Source organism: Mycobacterium sp. 1165178.9, from assembly GCF_001673555.1.
Classification (GTDB): Bacteria; Actinomycetota; Actinomycetes; order Mycobacteriales; family Mycobacteriaceae; genus Mycobacterium.
On the sequence record NZ_LZMB01000530.1, the window covers coordinates 1 to 20421 of the forward strand.

At 66.9% G+C, this 20421-nt stretch carries 19 protein-coding genes; 12 read left to right on the forward strand and 7 right to left on the reverse strand.

All coding sequences use genetic code 11. The features are described 5' to 3' along the window. On the forward strand, nucleotides 1-564 hold a 564-nt coding region (locus A5652_RS22540; protein WP_197514064.1), incomplete at its 5' end, for an MCE family protein. A gap of 62 nt (nucleotides 565-626) precedes the next feature. Here the strand turns inward: A5652_RS22540 and A5652_RS22545 are convergent. Both A5652_RS22545 and A5652_RS22550 read right to left on the reverse strand, forming a co-directional pair. Next, nucleotides 627-1544: a DMT family transporter gene (locus A5652_RS22545; RefSeq protein WP_067357038.1), complete on the reverse strand. Its 918-nt coding sequence runs from the start codon at nucleotides 1542-1544 to the stop codon at nucleotides 627-629. 113 nt (nucleotides 1545-1657) lie between these two features. Beyond that, nucleotides 1658-2551 (reverse strand): oxidoreductase, encoded by an 894-nt coding sequence (locus A5652_RS22550; RefSeq protein ID WP_067357041.1) that lies wholly within the window; start codon nucleotides 2549-2551, stop codon nucleotides 1658-1660. A gap of 182 nt (nucleotides 2552-2733) precedes the next feature. Here A5652_RS22550 and A5652_RS22555 point away from each other — a divergent pair, with 182 nt between their 5' ends. The 8 genes from A5652_RS22555 (at nucleotide 2734) to A5652_RS22590 (ending at nucleotide 13855) form a co-directional block, all read left to right on the forward strand. Beyond that, nucleotides 2734-3726 (forward strand): diacylglycerol kinase family protein, encoded by a 993-nt coding sequence (locus A5652_RS22555; protein ID WP_067357143.1) that lies wholly within the window; start codon nucleotides 2734-2736, stop codon nucleotides 3724-3726. A 450-nt stretch (nucleotides 3727-4176) separates the two neighbouring features. Further along, entirely contained in the window at nucleotides 4177-7431 is a 3255-nt protein-coding gene (locus A5652_RS22560; RefSeq protein WP_067357044.1) for a thioester reductase domain-containing protein, read from the forward strand. A 68-nt stretch (nucleotides 7432-7499) separates the two neighbouring features. After that, entirely contained in the window at nucleotides 7500-8408 is a 909-nt protein-coding gene (locus A5652_RS22565) for a metal-dependent hydrolase (RefSeq protein WP_067357047.1), read from the forward strand. A gap of 2 nt (nucleotides 8409-8410) precedes the next feature. Next, nucleotides 8411-9334 (forward strand): alpha/beta fold hydrolase, encoded by a 924-nt coding sequence (locus A5652_RS22570; protein ID WP_067357051.1) that lies wholly within the window; start codon nucleotides 8411-8413, stop codon nucleotides 9332-9334. 8 nt (nucleotides 9335-9342) lie between these two features. Further along, nucleotides 9343-10425 (forward strand): PDR/VanB family oxidoreductase, encoded by a 1083-nt coding sequence (locus A5652_RS22575; RefSeq protein WP_067357147.1) that lies wholly within the window; start codon nucleotides 9343-9345, stop codon nucleotides 10423-10425. Nucleotides 10426-10783: 358 nt separating this feature from the next. Beyond that, entirely contained in the window at nucleotides 10784-12067 is a 1284-nt protein-coding gene (locus A5652_RS22580) for an APC family permease (protein ID WP_067357054.1), read from the forward strand. Nucleotides 12068-12112: 45 nt separating this feature from the next. After that, nucleotides 12113-12403: a YiaA/YiaB family inner membrane protein gene (locus A5652_RS22585; RefSeq protein ID WP_067357057.1), complete on the forward strand. Its 291-nt coding sequence runs from the start codon at nucleotides 12113-12115 to the stop codon at nucleotides 12401-12403. Nucleotides 12404-12526: 123 nt separating this feature from the next. Next, nucleotides 12527-13855, forward strand: a complete 1329-nt coding sequence (locus A5652_RS22590) for an acyltransferase (RefSeq protein WP_067357062.1) — start codon at nucleotides 12527-12529, stop codon at nucleotides 13853-13855. 51 nt (nucleotides 13856-13906) lie between these two features. Here A5652_RS22590 and A5652_RS22595 read toward each other — a convergent pair whose 3' ends face one another. The 4 genes from A5652_RS22595 to A5652_RS22610 form a co-directional block, all read right to left on the reverse strand. Further along, nucleotides 13907-14572, reverse strand: coding sequence for a response regulator transcription factor (locus tag A5652_RS22595; RefSeq protein WP_067357065.1), 666 nt, complete (start codon nucleotides 14570-14572; stop codon nucleotides 13907-13909). Continuing rightward, the gene (gene macS, locus A5652_RS22600; protein WP_067357068.1) at nucleotides 14551-15720 is read right to left on the reverse strand and encodes a MacS family sensor histidine kinase; all 1170 of its coding nucleotides are present in this window, start codon (nucleotides 15718-15720) and stop codon (nucleotides 14551-14553) included. The genes A5652_RS22595 and macS overlap by 22 nt, the downstream gene beginning before the upstream one ends. Nucleotides 15721-15754: 34 nt before the next feature. Beyond that, nucleotides 15755-16438 carry a PAS and ANTAR domain-containing protein gene (locus A5652_RS22605; RefSeq protein ID WP_067357071.1) on the reverse strand — a complete coding sequence of 228 codons (684 nt, stop codon included), beginning with the start codon at nucleotides 16436-16438 and terminating at the stop codon, nucleotides 15755-15757. Nucleotides 16439-16540: 102 nt separating this feature from the next. Next, entirely contained in the window at nucleotides 16541-16990 is a 450-nt protein-coding gene (locus tag A5652_RS22610) for an Hsp20/alpha crystallin family protein (RefSeq protein ID WP_067357074.1), read from the reverse strand. 143 nt (nucleotides 16991-17133) lie between these two features. Here A5652_RS22610 and A5652_RS22615 point away from each other — a divergent pair, with 143 nt between their 5' ends. Together A5652_RS22615 and A5652_RS22620 are read left to right on the forward strand one after the other, a co-directional pair. Further along, nucleotides 17134-17499 carry a helix-turn-helix transcriptional regulator gene (locus A5652_RS22615; protein WP_067357077.1) on the forward strand — a complete coding sequence of 122 codons (366 nt, stop codon included), beginning with the start codon at nucleotides 17134-17136 and terminating at the stop codon, nucleotides 17497-17499. Nucleotides 17500-17561: 62 nt separating this feature from the next. Continuing rightward, the gene (locus tag A5652_RS22620; protein ID WP_067357080.1) at nucleotides 17562-18098 is read left to right on the forward strand and encodes a DUF1360 domain-containing protein; all 537 of its coding nucleotides are present in this window, start codon (nucleotides 17562-17564) and stop codon (nucleotides 18096-18098) included. A gap of 16 nt (nucleotides 18099-18114) precedes the next feature. On the opposite strand, the gene A5652_RS22625 is transcribed toward A5652_RS22620, so the two are convergent. Beyond that, nucleotides 18115-19425 (reverse strand): NAD(P)/FAD-dependent oxidoreductase, encoded by a 1311-nt coding sequence (locus tag A5652_RS22625; protein ID WP_067357084.1) that lies wholly within the window; start codon nucleotides 19423-19425, stop codon nucleotides 18115-18117. Between the two features lie 270 nt (nucleotides 19426-19695). On the opposite strand from A5652_RS22625, the gene A5652_RS22630 reads away from it, so the two are divergent. After that, complete coding sequence (locus tag A5652_RS22630) at nucleotides 19696-20403, forward strand: GAF and ANTAR domain-containing protein (protein WP_067357151.1); 708 nt, start codon at nucleotides 19696-19698, stop codon at nucleotides 20401-20403. Nucleotides 20404-20421 lie beyond the last annotated feature (18 nt).

Below are 20421 nucleotides of genomic sequence, written 5' to 3' on the forward strand. Positions count from 1 at the left end.
GATCAGGCGTTGTTGTCGGCGGCCGGGTTCGGCAACACGGGCGCGGACCTGTTCAACAAGGGCGGGCCGTATCTGGCGCGCGGCGCCGCCGACCTGGTGCCGACCGCGCAGCTGCTGGACACCTACAGCCCCGAAATCTACTGCTTGATGCGCAGCGAACACGATGCGCTGCCTGCCACGGGCGCGGCCGAGGGCGGTTTCAACGGCTACTCGTTGAACATGAACACCGAGGCGCTGTCCGGCTTGGGACTGGTCGCGAACCCACTGTCGCTGGTAGCCATCACCGCGCTGACGATGGGGCTTGGCGGCGCGGCCGGCTTGATCGGCGGTGCGCCCAACCCCTACGTGTTCCCGGAGAACCTGCCTCGGGTGAACGCGCGCGGCGGCCCGGGCGGGGCGCCCGGGTGCTGGCAGAAGATCACCCGCGATCTGTGGCCCGCACCGGAGTTGATCATGGACACCGGCAACAGCATTGCGCCGTACAACCACCTGGACACCGGATCGCCGTATGCGATCGAGTACGTCTGGGGCCGCCAGGTCGGCGACAACACCATCAACCCGTAGCTGCGGGCGCCGGCCGATACACCGGGGAAACCGCTTACCGCACAGGGCAATGCGTCAGACGCTCACGCTTTTGAAGCCGCCTTCGGCCGCGCGCTGGATTTCAGGTCACGCCCGGCGCCGGCCGACATGGAAGCGGCCTCACCGCGCGCCAGGCCGACCGTCGCGATGATCACCACGGCCGTCGTCGCCGCGATGACAAACCACTCCCAGCCACCGGCCGCCAGCGTCTCGCTGAGCACGACGACACCGAGCACCCCACCCACCACGGGCTTCGCCACGATGATCGTCGGCAGCGAGGCGGTCAGCGCGCCGGCCCGGTAAGCCGACTGGTGGTAGATCATCCCGGCCACGCCGCAGAACACCAGCGCGTACAGCTCGAAGCTGTGCCACACCTGGCCGGGGTGGCGTTCCAGGATGTCGACGACGCCCTTCATCAAGACCGCGAACACCGCCAGGAAGGTGCCGGCCACCGCCGCCAGCAGCAGCGCCGCGACCGGGCGATCCGCCCACACACGCGCGCCGAACAAACCCAGCAGCAACAGCGGGCCAATCACCGCGGCCACCACGACCCAGGTGTGCAACGGCGCCCGCTGCTGGCCGCCGGTCGGGTCTCCGACCGCGATGAGCGCGGCCAGTGCCACCGCCAGTACCAGCGCCCAGGTCCATTCCCGGCCGGTGATCCGGTTACCGGTCATCCGCGAGTAGATCGGTAAGGCGAACAGCAGCGCCGTCACCTGCAACGACATCACCAGCAGCACGGAGCCCTTGTCCAGGGCGGCGGCGAGCAGCACGTAACTGCCGATGTCTCCCAGACCGCCCAGCCACCAACGCTTGTCGCGCAGCAACATGCCGAACAACGTCAGGTGGCCCACGCGCTGGTCGGTGACCTCCTGCGCGGAACGTTGCCGAACCACGTTGCCGATCGCGGACGCCAGCGCGGCGCACAGGGCGAGCATGGCCGCCAGATTCGCGTCCGACACGGCATTACCTCCTCGCCTCGTGCGGTTGGGCTACCCAACTAATCTAGCCGCGGCCCGCGTGACCGGCGCGTGAAAGGGGTTGCCCGGCCGAGCGGCGGCGCCGCCGGCACTGCTCAGAGCGGGAATTTCGTCCCGGTGAGGCGCTCGGACAGTTCCCAGAGGGCGGTGGCGGTGCCGGCGCGCTTTGCCGGCCAGTTGCGCCACGTCGGCTGGGTGCGGCCGTACAGTCCGAATCGCGGGCCGACGAAGGTGTCCCCCGGCAAATCCTGCGAGGCCGCGTACAACGTCTGGCGGGCGCCGAAGTCGGCGTCGGTGGACACGATCCGGTCGACCGCAAGCACCGCCGCGTCGCCCAGCCTGCGGCCGGAGTTGCCTTGCAGGTTCGTGTGCGACCAGCCGGGGTGGGCGGCCAGCGCGCGCACCGACGTGGGGACGACGTCCAATCGCCGCTGCAGTTCCTTGGTGAACAACAGGTTGGCCAGCTTCGACTGGCTGTAGGCTAGCCAGGCCGAATACGGCCGGGACTGAAAGTTCAGGTCTTTGAGGCTGATGTAGCCGAAGTGGTGCATCAGCGAGGAGACCGTCACCACGCGGTCGGCCAGCTTGGGCAACAGCAGATTGGTCAACGCGAAGTGGCCGAGGTGGTTGGTGCCGATCTGGCCCTCGAAGCCGTCGACGGTGACCGCGTGTTTGGTGGCCATGATCCCGGCGTTGTTGATCAAGACGTCCACCGTGTCGATGCCCTCGGCGAAGCGCCGCACCGACGACAGGTCTTGCAGGTCGAGCTGGCGCACCTCGGCCGTCCCGGTCGCGGGACCGGCGGTCGAAGCGGTCATGCGTGCGGCGGCGGTGTGGCCCTTGTCGGTGTTGCGGACGGCCAGGATGACCCGGCCACCGACCCGGACCAACTCGCGGGCGGTGATCTCGCCCAGCCCGGCGTTGGCACCGGTGATGACGATGGTTCTTCCGGCGAACGAGGGCAGCTGCGCCGCGGTCCAATCTGGCATGGCAGACACCCTAACTACGCAATTGCGGCGGCGGTTGTCGGGCCGAGGGGACTTGAGGCGGTGTGCGGCAGCGTTACGGACCCACTCGGACGCGCGGGTATCGTGCCTGGGATGCCCGGCGAAATCCCCCCTGACCAATTGATCGGACGACAATTTGTCGGGGGCGCATGGGGGATCGCCGGATGTATCTAGGCGTCATCGTCAATCCGAAAGCGCGGAGGAATCGCGCCGCTTCCCGCGACCGCATCGCCGAACTGCGCCGCATTGTCGGCTCCCGCGGCGAGGTGCACGAGACCAACTCGATCGAGGAGCTCCACGGCGCCATCGAGCAGCTCGCGCCGCGGGTCACCCACCTCGTGGGCGACGGCGGCGACGGCGCGCTGCACTGGTTGATCAACGAGGCCGAGCACTACGTCAGTGATCCGCAGCGCTGGCCCGCATTCGTTCCGACCAACGGCGGCAGCGTCAATGCCGTCGCGCGCAAGGCCCGGGTGCGCGGACGGCCCGAAACGATCATCCGTGCGCTGGCGTCCGCAGCCGAGACGGACCGACCTCCGCCCGAGGAGAGCCTGGACACACTGGTGCTCGATGGCGAAACCGCCGACGGTGCGGCGTTTCACCGGCTCTGCTTCGGGCTGGCGGCCGGGGGCGTCGGGAACCGTTTCTACGACCGGTATTACGACTCACCCGATCACGGCCGGCTGGCCGTCGCCCGGGTGATCGCTCGCAGCTTCGGCGACTACATCACCTCGAAGGTCGCCCCGAGCCGGGTGAAGACCCCGAACTACGCTTCCATCCTGTTCACTCCCACGCGGGCGCGCGTCGTGATCGACGGCGATGAGGTCCCGTCACGCACGCACAGTTTGTTGCACGCAGGCGCGATCGACCTGCGCATCGGTGGTCCGCTTCGGTTGTTCCCCAAGGCGTCCGAGCCCGGGGCGCTGCATTTTCAGGCCGGAAATCTGCGGCCATCCCGGATCGTGGCACAGCTTCCGATGGCGTTGACAAGCGGCATGCTCCACGGCAAAGGGCTACGCGACGTCAACGGTCACGAGATGAGGATCGAAGCCGAGGGCGAGCCGCTGTCGCCCATCATCGACGGGGAGCGTTTCCTCGGCATCGTGAAACTGGTGGCCCGCGCGGGCCCGCGGATCCGCATCGCCAAGCCCACCTAGCCAGCCGCCGCCGCACCCAGGTGGTACGGCGGCTCAGCCGCGGTCCTGAAGTGTTCCGGACCCCGGCGTTATGCTGTGTTAATTGCGTTATTCGATTTGCGATTTGGCCAATGTGTGTCGCATAGGTAAAAGTCCTATTTCGGGCGGGGCGGGTGTTTGGCGGTTAATAGGAAACGCGTGAATTCGTAGATACGTACTTCAGTATCTCAGGGCACATAACCGCGATACTACCTGGTCGTCCGCAACTGAAATACTGAAATCCGTAGGCGCGTAGATCAGCATCCGCGTAATTAATTTTGGCGGTTAAGTTTATCCTGTGAATGTTGTGTGCGGCCGCCATTAACGCTGTTCGTCCCTTTGCTCAGAGTGGCATGACAGCGCTACATTGGATTGATATTTACGACGGAAGTCGTTCTCGGGCTATGCATCCTGGAAAGGGGATCACTCCGCATGGAGACGCTGATCGATTACCTACACGAGTGGGAAGCGCAGAGGCCGGACCAGACCCTCTTCCGGTTCGTCGATGGCGACGGCCGCGAACTCGAGCACTACACGTACCAGGGCTTCGCTGAACGCACCCGCGAACTGGCCGCCTACCTGTCCAGGGAGGCCGGCCTCAACTCAGGCGATCGCGTGCTGCTGGTCTACCCGCCTGGGCTGGAAATGGTCGCCGCGCTCTATGCGTGCGCACGCATCGGGGTGATCGCCGTTCCGGTCAGCCCGCCCCTGCCGATGTCGTTTGATTCCGGGCTGGCCAAGCTCAGCTTCGTCGCCCGCGATTGCGGGGCCCGGGCCGTGCTGTCGACGAAGCAGTTCGAGTACGACTTCCGCCTGCTCCTGGGCCAGCGGCACGGCCAGCAGGTCTGGGCGGACGACTCCGGCCTGCCGGAGCTGCCCTGGTTCGCCACCGATGGCGCGCAGGACTTCGGCGGCGCCCCCGTCGCGGACACCCCGGGCGACGTGCTCTTCCTGCAGTACACCTCGGGCTCGACGAGCGATCCCAAGGGTGTAGTCGTCACCCACGCCAACGTCATCGCCAACGGTTTCGCCTTCGCCGGCGGCGACGTGGTGGCGGCCTCGTGGCTGCCGCAACACCACGACATGGGGCTGATCTCGGCCTATATGTTCGTCGTGCTGTTGGGCGGGACAACGCATGCGATGTCGCCCCTGGACTTCCTCGCCCGGCCGTCGTCCTGGCTCCGGCTGATCAGTGACGTGCGCGCCACGCATACGCCGGGACCCAACTTCGCGCTCGAATACTGCCTGCGCGAGGACAAGCTCCCCGCCTCCGAGTTGGCGGGCGTCGACCTGAGCAGTCTCGAATGCGTCGTCGTGGGCGCAGAGCCGCTGCGCGCCAACACCTTCGCGCGCTTCCGGCAGCGGTTCGCCGACTATGGCCTGCGGCCCGAGGCGCTTACCGGCGCCTACGGCATGGCCGAATTCACCCTGACCGTGTCGACCCGCGGACGCCAGACCATCGCGGTGAACAAGCGTGGGCTGGAGCGCAACGTCGCCCGCGTCGAGAAGGCGCTGCCCGAAAACAGCAACCAGGTCACGTTGGTCAGCTGTGGCAAGCCCATCGACGATGCACTGGTTCGCATCGTCGAGTCCGAATCCCGGCAGGCGTTGCCCGACGGGCGGGTCGGTGAGGTTTGGCTGGCCGGACGCTCCAAGGGGGCCGGGTACTGGAACCGGCCGGAGCTCACCGCGGAGATTTTCGGCGCGCGCGTCGCAGGCGACGATGAACACACCTTCCTGCGGACAGGAGATCTGGGCTTCCTTTACGAGGGCGAGCTGTTCGTCTGCGGTCGCAGCAAGGACCTGATCATCGTCCGCGGCGTCAACTGCTACCCCTCCGACATCGAATCCGTCGTGGAGCGCACGGCCGCGCAGATCCGCAAGGGCTGCGTCGCCGCGTTCTCGGTCGAGCACGATGAGTCCGAAGCGCTGATCGTCGTCGCCGAGGTGCGCGACGAGCACAACCTTCCGGACGCCAAGGCCGTGGCTCGCGCGATCCGGCGGCATTGCCACATCGACCCGCACGCGATCGTCTTCGCACCGCCGCGCAGCATTCCCAAGACCACTTCCGGCAAGATCCGGCGCTCGTCGACACGCCAGCTGTGGCTGGATGACAAGCTGCCGACCTTCACGAGCTGGATCAACCAGTCGGCCAACCGGACTCACGATGGCCTGGCTGCCGGCACGGGTCCGCTGGAGCGCTTCCGCAATCTGATCGAGAGCTACGACCTGAGCGGCGACGAGGACTGCTCGTTCGCCGATCTCGGCATCGACTCGCTGGCACTGGCCGAACTACGCACGGACCTGCAGGCCTTGCTGGAGGAGAACGGAGCTGGGGAGCTGGCCGAAGAGGTCAACACGCGCTTGCTGCAGCGGCTGACGGTGTCCGAATTCTTCGGGCTGGTCAGCCAATTCGGCGAGGACTCCGGGCAGCCGCTCGACGCCCTGCGCCGGGCGCTGGATCAGATCTCCGCCGAGTACGAGGCGTACGAGGCCGCCCAGATGCGGGCCGACGCGGCACTGCCGCTCCCGGAACTGGCGCCCGCGCGGCCGGGTGAGGCCACCGATCTGCTGCTCACGGGCGCCACAGGATTTTTGGGGCCGTTCCTCGTGAGCAGCCTGCTGGCGCAAACCTCCTTCACGGTGCATGCGCTGGTGCGCGCCACGGACTCCGCGCACGGCCTGGACCGCATCGTGGCGTCGCTGCGCCGCGCCCAGCTCTGGACGCCGGCGCTGGAAGCCGACGTCCGGGCACGGGTCCGCGTCGTCTGCGGCGATCTCGCCGAGCCCGCGCTGGGCATCGGGGAGGCGGCCTTCCAACAGCTGGCGCAGGATGTCGACGCCGTCGTGCACAACGGCGCCCTGGTCAACTACGTCCGCACGTACGACGCCCTGCGGCCGGCCAACGTTGAGGGCACCCGCGAGTTGTTGCGCCTGGCGATGACCAACCACCGCAAGGCTTTCCACCTCGTCTCCAGCACGTTCATCTACGGCTGGAGCACCGAGCCGGTGGTCGGGGAGTGGGACGCCAACGAGAAGATGGCCGGTCTGGACTTCGGCTACTCGCAGACCAAGTGGGTCGGCGAGCAGCTGGCGCTGGCCGCGCAGCGCAAGGGACTCGACGTCCGCATCTACCGGCCCTCGCTGATCTCGCCGACCCGCGCGGGCTTCGGCAGCCAGGACGACATCCTGGTGCGCCTGACGGCGTTCATGATCGAGCACGGCGTCGCCGTCAACGCGCTCAACCAGATCAGCCTGCTGCCGGCGGACCTGATCGCGGATCACATCGTGACGCTGATGGGCCTGCCGGACGAGTCGGGCAGCGTCTTCAACATGACAGCGGACGACTACTACAACCTCACCGACGTCACCCGGATCCTGTCCGAGCGGTACGGGTATCGCTTTGACTACCATGACATCCCGTCGTTCACCGAGCAGCTGAACCGCCGCTGCACGCCGAACGATCAGATGTATCCGCTGGTCGATTTCCTCACCCGGTCGGCGGACAAGATCGCGGCGATGCGGGACAAGCGCTACGACAACACCCAGTACCGCCACCGGCGCGGGCTGGCCAAGGTCCGCCTGCAGGAGCCCGCCTTGACCGAAACGGTCGATCATCTGGTCCGGTTCTTGCGCAGCGAGCATTTAATCAGTGAGGTAGAGGACGAGGCACAGCGCAGCGCCTGACAGACGCAACGGAGATCGCAAGCGCGGCGAAGCGGGTCGCCGCGAGACAGATAAAAAGGGGATGGCACATGTTCACCGTCGATGACAGGGCAACGGGCCCGCATGACGCCTCGCTCGACCACGAGCGGATCGTCCTGCAGGCGCGTGACGTCGACTTCGACTGGTCGACGCTGCCGTTCTACTACGTGCCCAACGAACCCTTCACCACGCACTTCTGCAACGTGCTGCACCTGTTGCTGCCAGCAGGTGAGGAGTTCATCGTCGCCGCCTTCAAGGACACCCTGCCGCTGATCAAAGACGATCAACTGCGCCGCGACGTGCAGGGATTCATCAGCCAGGAGGCGATGCATTCCCAGGCGCACGCCGGAGTGCTCGGGCATTTCGCGGTCAAAGACATCGACGTGACGCCGTTCACCGACCAAATGCATTGGCTATTCACCCAACTCATCGGCGACCGGCCGCGGTGGAGCGCGCGCCGGCGACAAAGCTGGCTGCTCGAGCGGGTATCGATGGTCGCGGCACTCGAGCACTACACCGCCATTCTCGGCGAATGGATTCTCGACACCCCCCAGCATGACGCCATGGGCACCGACCCGGTGATGCTGGACCTGCTGCGCTGGCACGGCGCCGAGGAAGTAGAGCACAAAGCGGTCGCCTTCGACACCATGAAGCATCTGCGTGCCGGGTACTGGCGGCAGGTGCGCACCCAGCTGCTGATCACCCCGGCGCTGCTGTGGTTGTTCGTCCGCGGCGTGCGATTCATGTACTCGGTCGACCCCTATTTGCCGCCCGGCACCAAGCCGCGCTGGCGGGACTACTTCCGCGCCGCGCGCCGGGGTTTGGTGCCCGGCCCATTCCAGTTCCTCCGGGTCATCGGCGCTTACTACACGCCGACTTTCCATCCCTCCCAGCTGGGCGGCGTAGGGCGCGCGGTCGACTACCTGGCCCGCTCACCCGCCGCCCGCGCGTCGCACTGACGATGACGACCGAACTGGTGTCAACCACGGTCATCGCCTCCGATGGCGTGCGGCTGGCGGTGCATACCTACACCGATATCGACCCCGCGCGGCCGACGATCCTTGCCATCCACGGCTATCCCGACAACCACCGCGTGTGGGATCCGGTGGCGACGACATTGGCTCGCCGATTCAACGTCGTGGCGTACGACGTGCGGGGTGCCGGCCAATCCTCCACGCCGCCCAACCGTTCGGGATACCGGCTGCCGCAACTGGTCGCCGACATCGGCGCGGTGATCGAGCGCCTCGGCGTGGACGAGGTCCACCTGCTGGCCCACGACTGGGGATCGATCCAGGCCTGGGCGGCGGTCACCGACGACGCAGTTGTGAGCAAGATCGCCTCGTTCACCTCCGTCTCCGGGCCCCACCTGAACTACGCGGGCAAGTTCCTGCGATCCGCTCGCACGCCACGCGCGCTTCTCGACGTGGTCAAACAGGTCCTGGCCTCGTCCTACATCTGGTTCTTCCTGTGCCCGGGTGTACCGGAGCTGGCGATCCGGTCCCGGGCGACGGTGAAAGTCTTTGAGGCCGTCGAGCGTATCGGCGGCTCGAGCACCCGCGGCGGACGCGGTGCGCAGTACCGCTCGGTCGATGACTACCTGAACGGGCTCAACCTCTATCGCGCGAACATGCCCGCACCGATGCTGTCGCCCCCGGCCCAGTTGCCGCGGACCACCGTTCCAGTGCAGGTGCTGGTCGCACGCCAGGACTATTTCGTATCGCGCGCCCTGCAACGGTTTACCGGCTCCATCCCGGAGGGCGGCAGGGTCGTCCCGATCGAGGGCGGCCATTGGGTGGTCACCGCCTACCCCGACGTCATCGCCCGGCTCACCGGCGAGTGGGTCGACCTGATCAGCCGGTCCGGCGATCGCCGCGGCATCGGCTAAGTGTGAGGATCGTAGTGGCACAGACTATTTGGGACAGTATTCCGGCCGACCTGTACGGCCGCCGCAAACGTGACCGCATGTACACCGCGTTGTACGGCGTCGGTTCGCTGTTCGGCGGCCTCGCTTCGGCGTCGGGCTGGACATCCGCACGAGTTGAGTCCGTGCGGCGCACCACCACCGCGGTGGTCGCCGACCGCGAACTAGTGACGCCCGATGTGGTCGCTTTGACGCTGGTCGACCCCGACGGTGGGTTGTTGCCGTCCTGGACACCCGGCGCCCATATCGACGTTCGGCTGCCATCGGGCCGGCGCCGGCAGTACTCGCTGTGTGGCTCGCCCGGACGGCGGACCGACTATCGCATCGCGGTGCGCCGCATCGCCGATGGTGGCGGCGGTTCGATCGAAATGCACGACACCTTCGAGGTGGGTGACAAACTCGAATTCGAAGGGCCCCGCAACGCGTTCTACCTCGTCACCGACGAGCGTGAGGTGTTGTTCGTGATCGGCGGCATCGGGGTGACGCCGATTCTGCCGATGATCCAGACCGCCCAGCAGCGCGGAATCAACTGGCGCGCCGTCTATGCCGGTCGCAGCCGGGATTACATGCCGCTGCTCAACGAGGTGGTGGCGGTGGACCCGGGCCGAGTCACCGTGTGGGCCGACGACGAGCGCGGCCGAATTCCCACCGCGTCCGATTTGCTTGCCGGCGCCGGGCCGGCGACGTCCGTCTACGTGTGCGGCCCCACCGCCATGCTCGAATCGGTGCGCACCGTGCGCAACGAACACTCAGACGCGCCGCTGCACTACGAACGTTTCGGCCCTCCGCCGGTGGTCGATGGTGTCCCCTTCGAGCTGGAACTGGCCCGCTCGCAGCGAGTGCTCAGCGTGCCGGCGAACCGATCGGCGCTGGACGTGATGCTCGACCGCGATTCGACCACCGCGTACTCCTGCCAGCAGGGGTTCTGCGGAACCTGCAAGGTCAAAGTGCTTGGGGGACAAGTGGATCGCCGCGGGCGCACCGTCGAGGGCGATGACGAGATGTTGGTCTGCGTTTCCCGCGCAAAATCCGGGCGCGTGGTGATTGACGCCTGAGCGCTCGGATGCGCCACGTTTAACCCGTGCTGGCCTCGGTGCCGCGCATGCAACCGAAATACATCCTGCTCGGCATCGGGCTGGGGCTCGGCGGTGTCCTCGCGCATTGCGCGGGACGGCCGCTCGGCCAGCCGCTCACCTACGCGGTGATGTCCTCCACGCAACTGGGCGTCGCGGTGGCCGCGGTCGCCATCGGCGCCCAACAGCACCTGCTTAGCGCGGGCGAAGCCGCGGCGTTGATGTTCGGTCCCTGTTGGGCATCGCCTGCACATCGACCGCGGGCGCGCTGGCGGCGCGCAGCCAGGACGTTGCCGAACCGGATGAAGCCGCACGGGCTCCGCTGGGTCATGCTTAGGCGATGCCGAAGAAATCGCTACTGTCGCCGCGGCCGGAAACCGGCTTGGGGGAGCCCATGCTGGGGACGTGGCGCGCAGCCGCGCTGAGCCTTGCCGTAATCGCGTCCGCGGCATGGTACGGATTGGGCGCCCTGCTCGGGGCGGCGGTCATGATCCCGGTGATCTACGCATTGGCGCGGTTACGTGACCATACGCCGGAAGCGCGCAGCACCGCCGAGTTGATCGGCGCCACCCTGGGCCCCAAAGCGGGAATGGCCGCAGGCATCGTCCAGCTGCTCGCGTACCTGGTGCTGGCCGCGAAATTCGCTGCCACGCTCGGCTTGCAAGTGTTGCAGCTGTTTTCGCCGGGCGACGATCCCACCGTGATCGTGTCGTGGCTGCCGGCCGCCGCCGCGGCAGCGGCGCTGGTCGTCGGTGCCGCCACCTGTTGGACATCGACTCGGTCCGTGGCGTCACTGGCGCTACCGCTGGTACTCGCGGGCCTGCTCATCTACGTCTACCTCGCGGTGGCGGTGGTTACCCTCGTCGCGTTGAGCACCGACCCCGTCGTCATCGGAACGGCCGCAACACCGCGCCAGCTGTCCGGCCAGCTCGTCGGGTTCGGGCTGGGGATGGTGGGCGTTGAACTGCTTACCGTCCGCACCACGCGCATCGCGCGGCCGGGACGATCCATGTCGCTGGCCACCGCGGTGGTGGCCGCGGTCGCCCTGGTGTTGTGGGTGGGAGATCACCGAGGTGTGGCGGGGCCTTGGCGATGGAGCGCCAAGATGCTGGCCGAGGCGGTGCCCGAGTTCTACGCCGACGACGGCCGGCGGTGGCTGACGGTGGCCGGCATCGCATTGGCCGTGGCCGCCGCGCCGGTGTCCGGGTGGGCCGCGGTGCGCGCCGCCACCGGTCTGGCGGTAATGCGCGGGGCCGCACCGAACACCCGCCTGCGACTGGCGGTGATCGGGCTCGTGGCGGCGGTTTCCGCGGTGGTCTCGGCGCACGGCGCGCGCTGGATCGGGCTCGTCATCCTGAGCGCGGCGCCCCTGCTGCTGATGGCGCTGTATGTGTTTGCCACGGAGGCCAATTCGCGGATCCCCGGCGACAGTGCTGTGGCCTGGTGGGTCCGCCTGGTGATGCCTGCGCTGGGCGCGGTCGCGGTGGTCAAACCGCTCGCGGACTCCGAGTTCGCTTCGGTGGCGGTGGCGACGGTGGTGGCCGCGGCGGTCGGGGTGGGCGCCGCGCTCGCCGTCGCTTCGCTGTTGGCGCGGCCCGGTAGTTCCACCGAAAAATCTGAGTAGTCTTACGGATGCCCGCGAACGGCTCGCTGCCGCAGTCTTTTTGGCATGACCGTTCCCAGCAGCATTTCGAAAACCACCGTCGCCTTCTTCGTTCAGGCCGCCGTAGCGTTCTCGATCAGCTTCGTGGCCGCTCTCGGCGGAATCTATTTCCTCCCGCTTGACCCCTGGCCCCGATTGTTCCTCGGCGTCACCTTCCTGTTCCTGGTGTCGAGCGCGTTCACCCTGGCCAAGGTGATCCGCGACCAGCAGGAGGCCGCGACCGTGCGGGTACGACTCGATGAGGCCCGCATCGAAAAGCTGCTCGCCGATTACGACCCGCTCAACGCCGGGAACTGAGTAGTACTACTCAGCCACAACGCGTAGAAGTGCGCAGGCTCGCGCGCGCAGCATCGGCGAGGCTTCTCTCATCGCAGCTCCACCACAACGCATCCGAATCAGCAGAAGGGCAGTTCCGCTCCTATGGCAACTCTTGTCAGATTTCCCGACGTCGCCGAGGTGGCCGCGAGTACGCCGGCCGATCGCGATCGCGTCCTGGACGTTATCCGCATCGCGTCGCTGGTCGGCGTGGTGCTCGGCCATACCGTGATGGCGGCCAGCATCATTGAAAATCACGTCTTGATCTGGGACAACCTGCTCACCAGCTCGGTGCTGTTCCAGGCGATGACATGGTTGCTGCAGATCATGCCGCTGTTCTTCTTCGCCGGAGCGGCGGCCTGCGTGTCCTCCTGGGCTCCCGGCGCCAATTGGGGAGGCTGGCTGATGAAACGCTGCACCAGGCTGTTCCGCCCGGTGTTCTACTACTTGGCGTTCTGGGCCGTGGCGCTGACGGTGCTGTATCGGTTACTGCCGCAACACATCTACGAGCCGATCGCAGGCGTCAGCACGCAGCTGCTCTGGTTCCTGGGAGCCTACGTCCTGGTGCTGGCGGCCATGCCCATGCTGTACCGGATCACCACGGCCACGCGCCTGGTCGCCAGTGTGGCGACCGTCTACGGCGCGATCGCGCTGATCGACGCGATCCGGCTGCACTGGCCGGCAACGATGTCGCTGGGTTACCTCAACCTGGCCGTCTGGCTCATTCCCGCCATGTTCGGCGTGGCCTACCGTCGTGGGCTGCTCGCCCGCCGCGCCGCGCTGGCCACCGCCGCCGCCTTCTTCGCCGTGGACGTCGCCCTGGTGCACTGGGGGCCGTATCAGATCAGCATGGTCGGCACCGGAGACCATCATCTGTCCAACACCAGTCCGCCGTCACTGCTGCTGGCAGGGCACGCAATCATCCTGAGCGCGTTGGCAATCGCGGCCGCACCGGCGATCGCGCGCTGGGCGCGGCGTCCGAGGGTGTGGTGGTGGACCGCCATCGGCAACTCCGGCGCGATGACGCTGTACCTGTGGCACATGCCGGTCCTGCTGGGCACCCACCTGGTCTTCGATTACCTTGGCTGCCCGCGCTTTCCGGGCGCGCAGGATTTTCTGGCCATCAGCCTCGCGCAAGTGCTCATCGTGGTCGTCGCGGTGGCGGTGCTGTTCGTCGTGCTGCGACCGCTCGAAAACGACCCGTTGTCCGGTTGGGACGGCGCACCCGCGGTGACGTCACGCGGGCAAGGTTGCGCCATCGGTGCCCTATTGTGCGTGGCCGGCGTTGCGCTGCTCGCCGCGATCAGGTGGGGACTCAAGGACGACGGGCTGGTCTGCATGGCCGTTGTGGTGACCGCGCTGGTGACCGCGCGGATCGTGGCCCAGCACAACGGCAGAATAACGCCGCGACGCCCGCGCGCGGTGGCACGGTAGCCGCGGATTCAAATGACCCGCGGGGCGAAAGCTGTCCGCCCGCCCCGCGGGTCACGGCTCGTCGTCCAGGCCGTGCTCGATGGCGTATCGCGCCAGTTCCACCCGATTGGCGACTTGAAGCTTGCGAAATGTCGCCTGCACATGGTTTTCCACCGTGCGATGGCTCAGCGAAAGCCTCTCGGCGATCTGCTTGGCGGACAGCCCTTTTGCGACATACCGCAACACCTCGGTTTCGCGGTCGGTGAGGCTGGGGCGGGCGGGGCCGTCGTTCTTGCTCTGCGCCATGCGCCGGTATTCACCCAGCACCAGCCCGGCCAGGCTCGGGGTGAACACAGCCCGGCCTGCCGCAGTGGCCGTCACCGCCTGCGCCAGTTCGGATTTCGAGGCGCTCTTGACCAGGTATCCCGTTGCGCCTGCCTTGACCGCCTCCAGAACGTCCTCGCGTTCGTCGGAGGCCGACAGCACCAGCACCCGCGACGAAGGCGAGACCGCGAGCACCGCGGCCGTCGCCTGCGCACCGTCGCCGTCGGCCAGCTGCATGTCCATCACCACCACATCGGGCTTGACCGCGGCCGCCCGCCGTTGGGCGGCGGCCACACCGTCGGCGGTGGCAACCACGTTGAACCCGGCCTCGGCGAGGTCACGAGCGACCGCATCACGCCAGATCGGATGGTCGTCGACCACCATCACCGTCGTCAAAGTCCCGTCATCCGCCATGGCTTCCCTCCCCGCGGCACGGACAACTCCCACTCGGTGCCTTCGCCGGGGTCAGTGCGCAATTCGGCGCTGCCGCCCAACGACGTCAACCGTCCAACGATCGACTGGGAGATGCCGAGGCGCCCCTGCCGCGTCGCTTCCTCGAGCCGGCCGGCGGTGATTCCGACTCCATCGTCGCGGACACTGACCAGCACGGAATCGCCGAGATCCTCCACGAGCACGAACGCGCGCGCATCCGGGCCGGCGTGGGCAACGACGTTGTCCAGCGCATTGCCCACCGCGGCGTCGAGTTCGGTTGCTGCCCAACGTCCCAACGGCACCGGCGTGCCGGGGAGGCTGAATGACACCCGATCGGATTCCCGGCACCGCAGCAGCGTGCGCAGGTCGACCGTGGCGCCGCCGGTTTCCGGGTCGATGTCCGTGCACACCAGCCAGCGCCGCAGCGCGCGTTCTTGCTCGCTCGCCAGGTCGGCGAGTTCGGCTGTAGCGCCGCCGATCTCGTGGCCCTTCTTGGCGACCAGCGCCAGCACCTGGATGGCGCCGTCGTGTACCTGCCGGGACAGCCGGTCGCGCTCCTGCACCGCCGCCGACAATTGGGCTGCCCGTTGCAGCTCGTCGTGGGCGCGGCGCGCGGTTTGCGCGGCCATCCCGATCGCCATGCCGATCGCCAGTTCGATGATGACCGTGGCGTTGTGCCCGAGGTTGAGCGCCAGGTAGTTCTTGACGGCGAAGTTGGTGGCCATCACCGCCAGTCCCGTCAGCATTCCGCCGGCGGGGCCGAACTGGATGGCGGCCGAAATCGTGGGATTGCTGGCCCACAACGTCGTCGGCCAGGTCTGGTTGTCGGCCGCCCAGTGCGGGCTCGCGACGAGGCTGTTCGACCACATCAGCAGGACGACGACCACGAGCTCGGCGAGCACCCACGCCGGTTTGCGACCGAACCCCCGCAGATAGGCGAACGCGCACGCCGCGCTCCAGCCGATCAGTCCGCTGAAGAGCACCCAACCCAGCACGGGCCGAACCAGATCCGGGTTGACGGCAATCTGAAAGCCGGTGGCATAGATGCAGCTCAGCAACCGGAACACTTGGGCCGCGCGCCACAGCGGCGTGGTGGGGTCGGGGCCGTGGTTCGCCATCGTGGTCAGCATAAGGGCGGACGGCACCCAGTCGATTGCCAGCCTTTTACTGGTGATCGACGGAGGGGTGGACGCGCTCATGCGCGGTCAGCATCAGGTGGTCGAATTCCGATTGCGTGTTCAGCGGCAGGCCGGCACGGCGGAAGTCTTCTGCGATCTGCTCGGCCAGCGGACGCAGCTTGATATTCGCTTCCTGGGACAGCCATTTGAGCAACTCGAAGGCCGCGCTTTCGCCGATGCCGTAGATCAGCATCAGCATGCCTTTGGCTTGCTCGATGGCGGCCCGATGCTCGCTGATCTCAGCGAGTTTCGCGCTCATCTCGTCTTCGCGCGATCGCTCGCTTGGTTCGGAGACGTCGATGTAGAACCCGTGGGTTCCGATCACGTCACCGTCGTCGTCGAAGATCCGGTCGCCGACGACGACGACGTGGCGCACGTTTCCCCGGGTATCGACGATGCGGTGCCGAGTGCTGAACGCCCGGTGCGTATGGACTATCTCACCGATGGTGGCCGCGACGTGCCCGCGGTCGTCGGGATGCTTGTGTGACAGCACCAGTTCGGTGGTCGGAGTGACGCTGCCGGGCTCATATCCGTGCATGCGTTGCACTTGCTCCGACCATTCCCAGCGTTGGTCGGTGAAGTAGAACCGAAACCAGCCGGCCGGTTGTGCAGCGCCGCCAGCCAACGCCTGTTCCACATTGGCCGTTTGGCCATCGAGTTCCCATTTCATGGTGATCCGGCCTCCCTGGCGCCGGCGAGACGTCCGCACTAACCCGGGGCCGGCGGCGGGCGGTGGTCGGGGGAGTTGACCGCCGCCCGGCCCGCCGGTCGGTCAGGCGTTGATGACCTCGCGCTGCGCGGCACTCTCGCCGACGGCCCGGGGAGTTTCGCCGCGGCCGACGGTGATCTTGCGCGGCTTGGCCTTCTCGGCCACCGGGATGTGCAGGCGCAGAACGCCTTCGGCGTAAGAAGCCTCGATCTTGTCGGTATCGAGGTTTTCACCGAGCACCAACTGGCGGCTGAACACGCCGCGCGGCCGCTCGGTGGCCAGCATCTCGCGGTTGGGATCGAGCGCCGGCCGTTCGGCGCGGACAGTCACCACGTTGCGCTCGATGTCGATGTCGAGCGAGTCGGCATCGATGCCGGGCAGGTCGAACTCGACGACGAAATTCTCGCCTTCGCGCCAGGCGTCCATCGGCATCACTGCCGGCCGGGCTGCGGTACCGAGGACCTGGTGGGCGAAGCGGTCGAGCTCACGGAACGGATCTGAACGCATCAGCATGGTAGTCACCTCTCACTCCAATCTAGGCGGTGGGTCGGCAATTTCCTTTGTCTAATGACATAGATTTCATATACCACCCATCGACAGAATCATGCAAGTGTGCTAGACAGATTTTCTGAAGCAAGTAGCTGAAGGAGTGAGTGATGGCCGACTTCCGCGGCGACGCGGGCGTCCCCTCGTCCGACCATGGGGTGTACGGCATCTCGGTGGCCGCCGAATTGTCCGGCATCGCGGTGCAGTCGCTGCGGCTCTACGAACGCTACGGCTTGATCACGCCGGCTCGCAGTGAAGGCGGTACCCGCCGGTACAGCGCCGACGACCTGATGCGGCTCAGGCGCATCAGCGAGCTGGTCGACTCCGGGATCAACCTGGCCGGTGTCGCCCGCATCCTCGACCTGGAAGACCACAACGCCACGCTGTCGGCGGCCAACACCGACCTGCGCTCCACCAACCGCACCCTGCGGGAAGCCGCGAAGACGACCAAGCCCGTCGAACCGGGCACAGTCTGAGCCATCCGGATTGCGCCGGCCGGTGCCGGGTACCCGTCCCGCTATGCCTTTGAGGAGAAGTGATGGGTGAGTTGACGGAAACCGGTGCTCAGGTCGCCGACAGCGCACGCCAGGAAGCAGACGCCTACCGCGGCGACAACGATCGGCCGCTGGGTGGGTACCTGGTGGTGATGGCTGTCTACGGCGCCGTGGTGGTCGCTGCGGTGCTGGCCGCGCTGGTCAGTGGGCGCACACTACCGACCCGGTGGCGGGTCCAAGACCTGGTCCTGCTCACCCTGGGCACCCACAAACTGTCGCGCACCTTAACCAAGGACGCGGTGACGAGCCCACTGCGAGCACCCTTCACGCACTACGCGGGTACGGGTGGACCCGCGGAAGTCCAGGAAGCGGCCCGTAAGCAGAGTCAGCTCCGGCACAGCTTGGGTGAGCTGCTGACCTGCCCGTTCTGCCTGGACATGTGGGTCGCCACGGGGTTCGCCATCGGCCTGGTTTTCGCGCCCCGGTTCACCCGCCTGATCGCCGGCGTGTTCAGCGCTCTGGCCGGCGCGGACTTCCTGCAGCTGGCCTACGCCAAGGCGCAACAGTCGGCCGAAGGCTGACGCCGTCGGGCCCGCGTCAGCTCGTCTTGGGCATCGGAATGCCTTCGCTGGCCGTGAATTGCGCGTCGTCCTCGGAGGACAACCCAATCGACACGACCGAGCGGGTGAACAGCACGTCGGTCAGGTACGCCAGCGACACCGCCCACCGGTTGACACCGCGTGGAATCGCGTACAAGTGGTACGACCTGGTGACGGCTTTGGCGGCTAACCCGGACAAATGGATGTTGAGCGGGTTGGCCACCGCGTAGCGCGGTCCGAGGTCGACCACCAGGCCGAGGTTGCGGTGCTTGTACTCCTTGCTGCTGCCGTAACCGAGGCTGGCCGCGACGTTGCGGGCCAGCGCCTTGCCCTGCCGGGTCGCGTGTTGGGCGGTCGGCGGCGTGACCTTTCCCGGTTGGGTCAGGTCTGGGACCGCGGCCGCGTCACCGGCCGCGAACACCTCGGGGTGATCCGGCACCTGCAAATCGGGCTGGACTTTAAGCCGGCCCTTTTCGGTCGGTAGCCCCAGGCTCTGGATCAACGGCGCGCCGGTTACCCCGGTCACCCAGGCGATCGTGCGCGTCTCGATGCGCGAATCATCGCTGAGCACAACGTGATCCGCGTGCGCCTCCTTGAGGGTGATGCCGAGCCGGACGTCGATGCCGCGTTTGCGCAGCACCTTGAGTGCGGCGTCACCTAGCTTTTTCCCCACCTCGGGCATCACCTGGTCGGCGAGGTCCAGCAGCAGAAATCGCACCTCTGCGGGGTTGAAACTCATTTGTTTGGCCGCGGCGTCGGCCAGCGCCCGGAGTTGTGCCACCAGCTCGGTGCCGGAATACGACGCGCCTACCACCACGACGGTGCGCCGGGCCGCGGCCATCCGCGGATCGTCTTCGATGTTGGCCAGCTCTAGCTGCTCGACGAAATGGTCACGCAGGTAGAGGGCCTCGGCGGTGGTCTTCAGCCCGCGCGCGTGCCTGGCGAGCCCCGGCACATCGAACAACCGGGTCACCGAGCCCGGCGTCAGCACCAGGCGATCCCAGGACATGGAATGGCTACGCTCTTCGGGATCGCAATAGGTCAGCGTGTGTTGGGCGAAGTCCACGGCGTCCACGCGACCGCGCACCGCGCGGACACCCTTGAGCGAATTGGCCAGTGGCACAGCGACAAAGCGGGCATCGACCACCCCGCCCGCCACGTCGGGCAAGAGCGGTGTGTACAGCATGTAGTCGACAGGAGAGATTATCGTAATGTCGACCGGCGCACGCCGTCGCCGCATAATCTTCGCCAGCCGACGGGCGCAGGTGAATCCGGTGAAGCCGCTTCCTACGATCACAATGGAGGTCACTGACCCGAGTGTAGGCGGCCTGAGGAAGTGCGTCATGACCCGCATGCGCACTTGTGCCAGCAGTCGTGAAAGTCGTTGAATGCGAACGCTTCACGCCCGTGTCCGGCAGTAAGATCCCCGACCTCCGATGCCTTGGGGGGCCTTTGTTACGCGATGCGTTCGCTATCCGGCCCTTGCGCTTCGTTGGATGGCGCCTAGACTGGTTCAGTGCCACTCTGACCCCCACGCGAAAGGGGCTCTGCGGCCCGACGGCCTCAGAGGGTGACGTTCATGCTAGATGGCAGTGCCACAATCGCCACCCAGCTCGTGGAGCTGGTGACGAGTTTGGGGCGCGACCAACGCGACACCTTTGCCGGGCTGCATGAGCTGGTCGACAATGGGGTGCACAACGTCACCGGCGCCCAATACGCGGGGATCACGTTGGCCCAGAAGAGCAGGTCGGTCAGCAGCGTGGCCGCCACGCATCGCTACCCGATGGTTCTGGACGCGATTCAGAACAAGTTCGGCGAAGGGCCGTGCCTCTCGGCGGCCTGGGAGCACCACATTATGCACATCGCCGACCTGGACGCCGAACAGCGCTGGCCGCGCTACCGGCGGCACGCGCTCGAGCAGACCCCGGTCCGTTCCATCCTGTCGTATGAGCTGTTCGTGGACGGCACCAGCATGGCAGCGCTGAACTTCTATGCCGATACCCCGCGCGTGTTCGGCTTTGAGTCGGTGGAGCTCGGCACGGTGTATGCCACCCACATCGCGCTGGCCTGGTCGATGATGCGCCGCCAGGACCAATTCCGCAGCGCCCTGGCCACGCGTGACATCATCGGCCAAGCAAAGGGTGTGATCATGGAGCGCTTCAATCTCGATGCCGTTGAGGCGTTCGAGCTGCTCAGGCGGCTTTCGCAACAGTCCAACATGCGGCTGGCCGACATCGCGGCCGCACTCATCGAAAGCGAACACCCGCTCAAACACCGCCAGCGTTAACGCCATGCGCGACAGCGG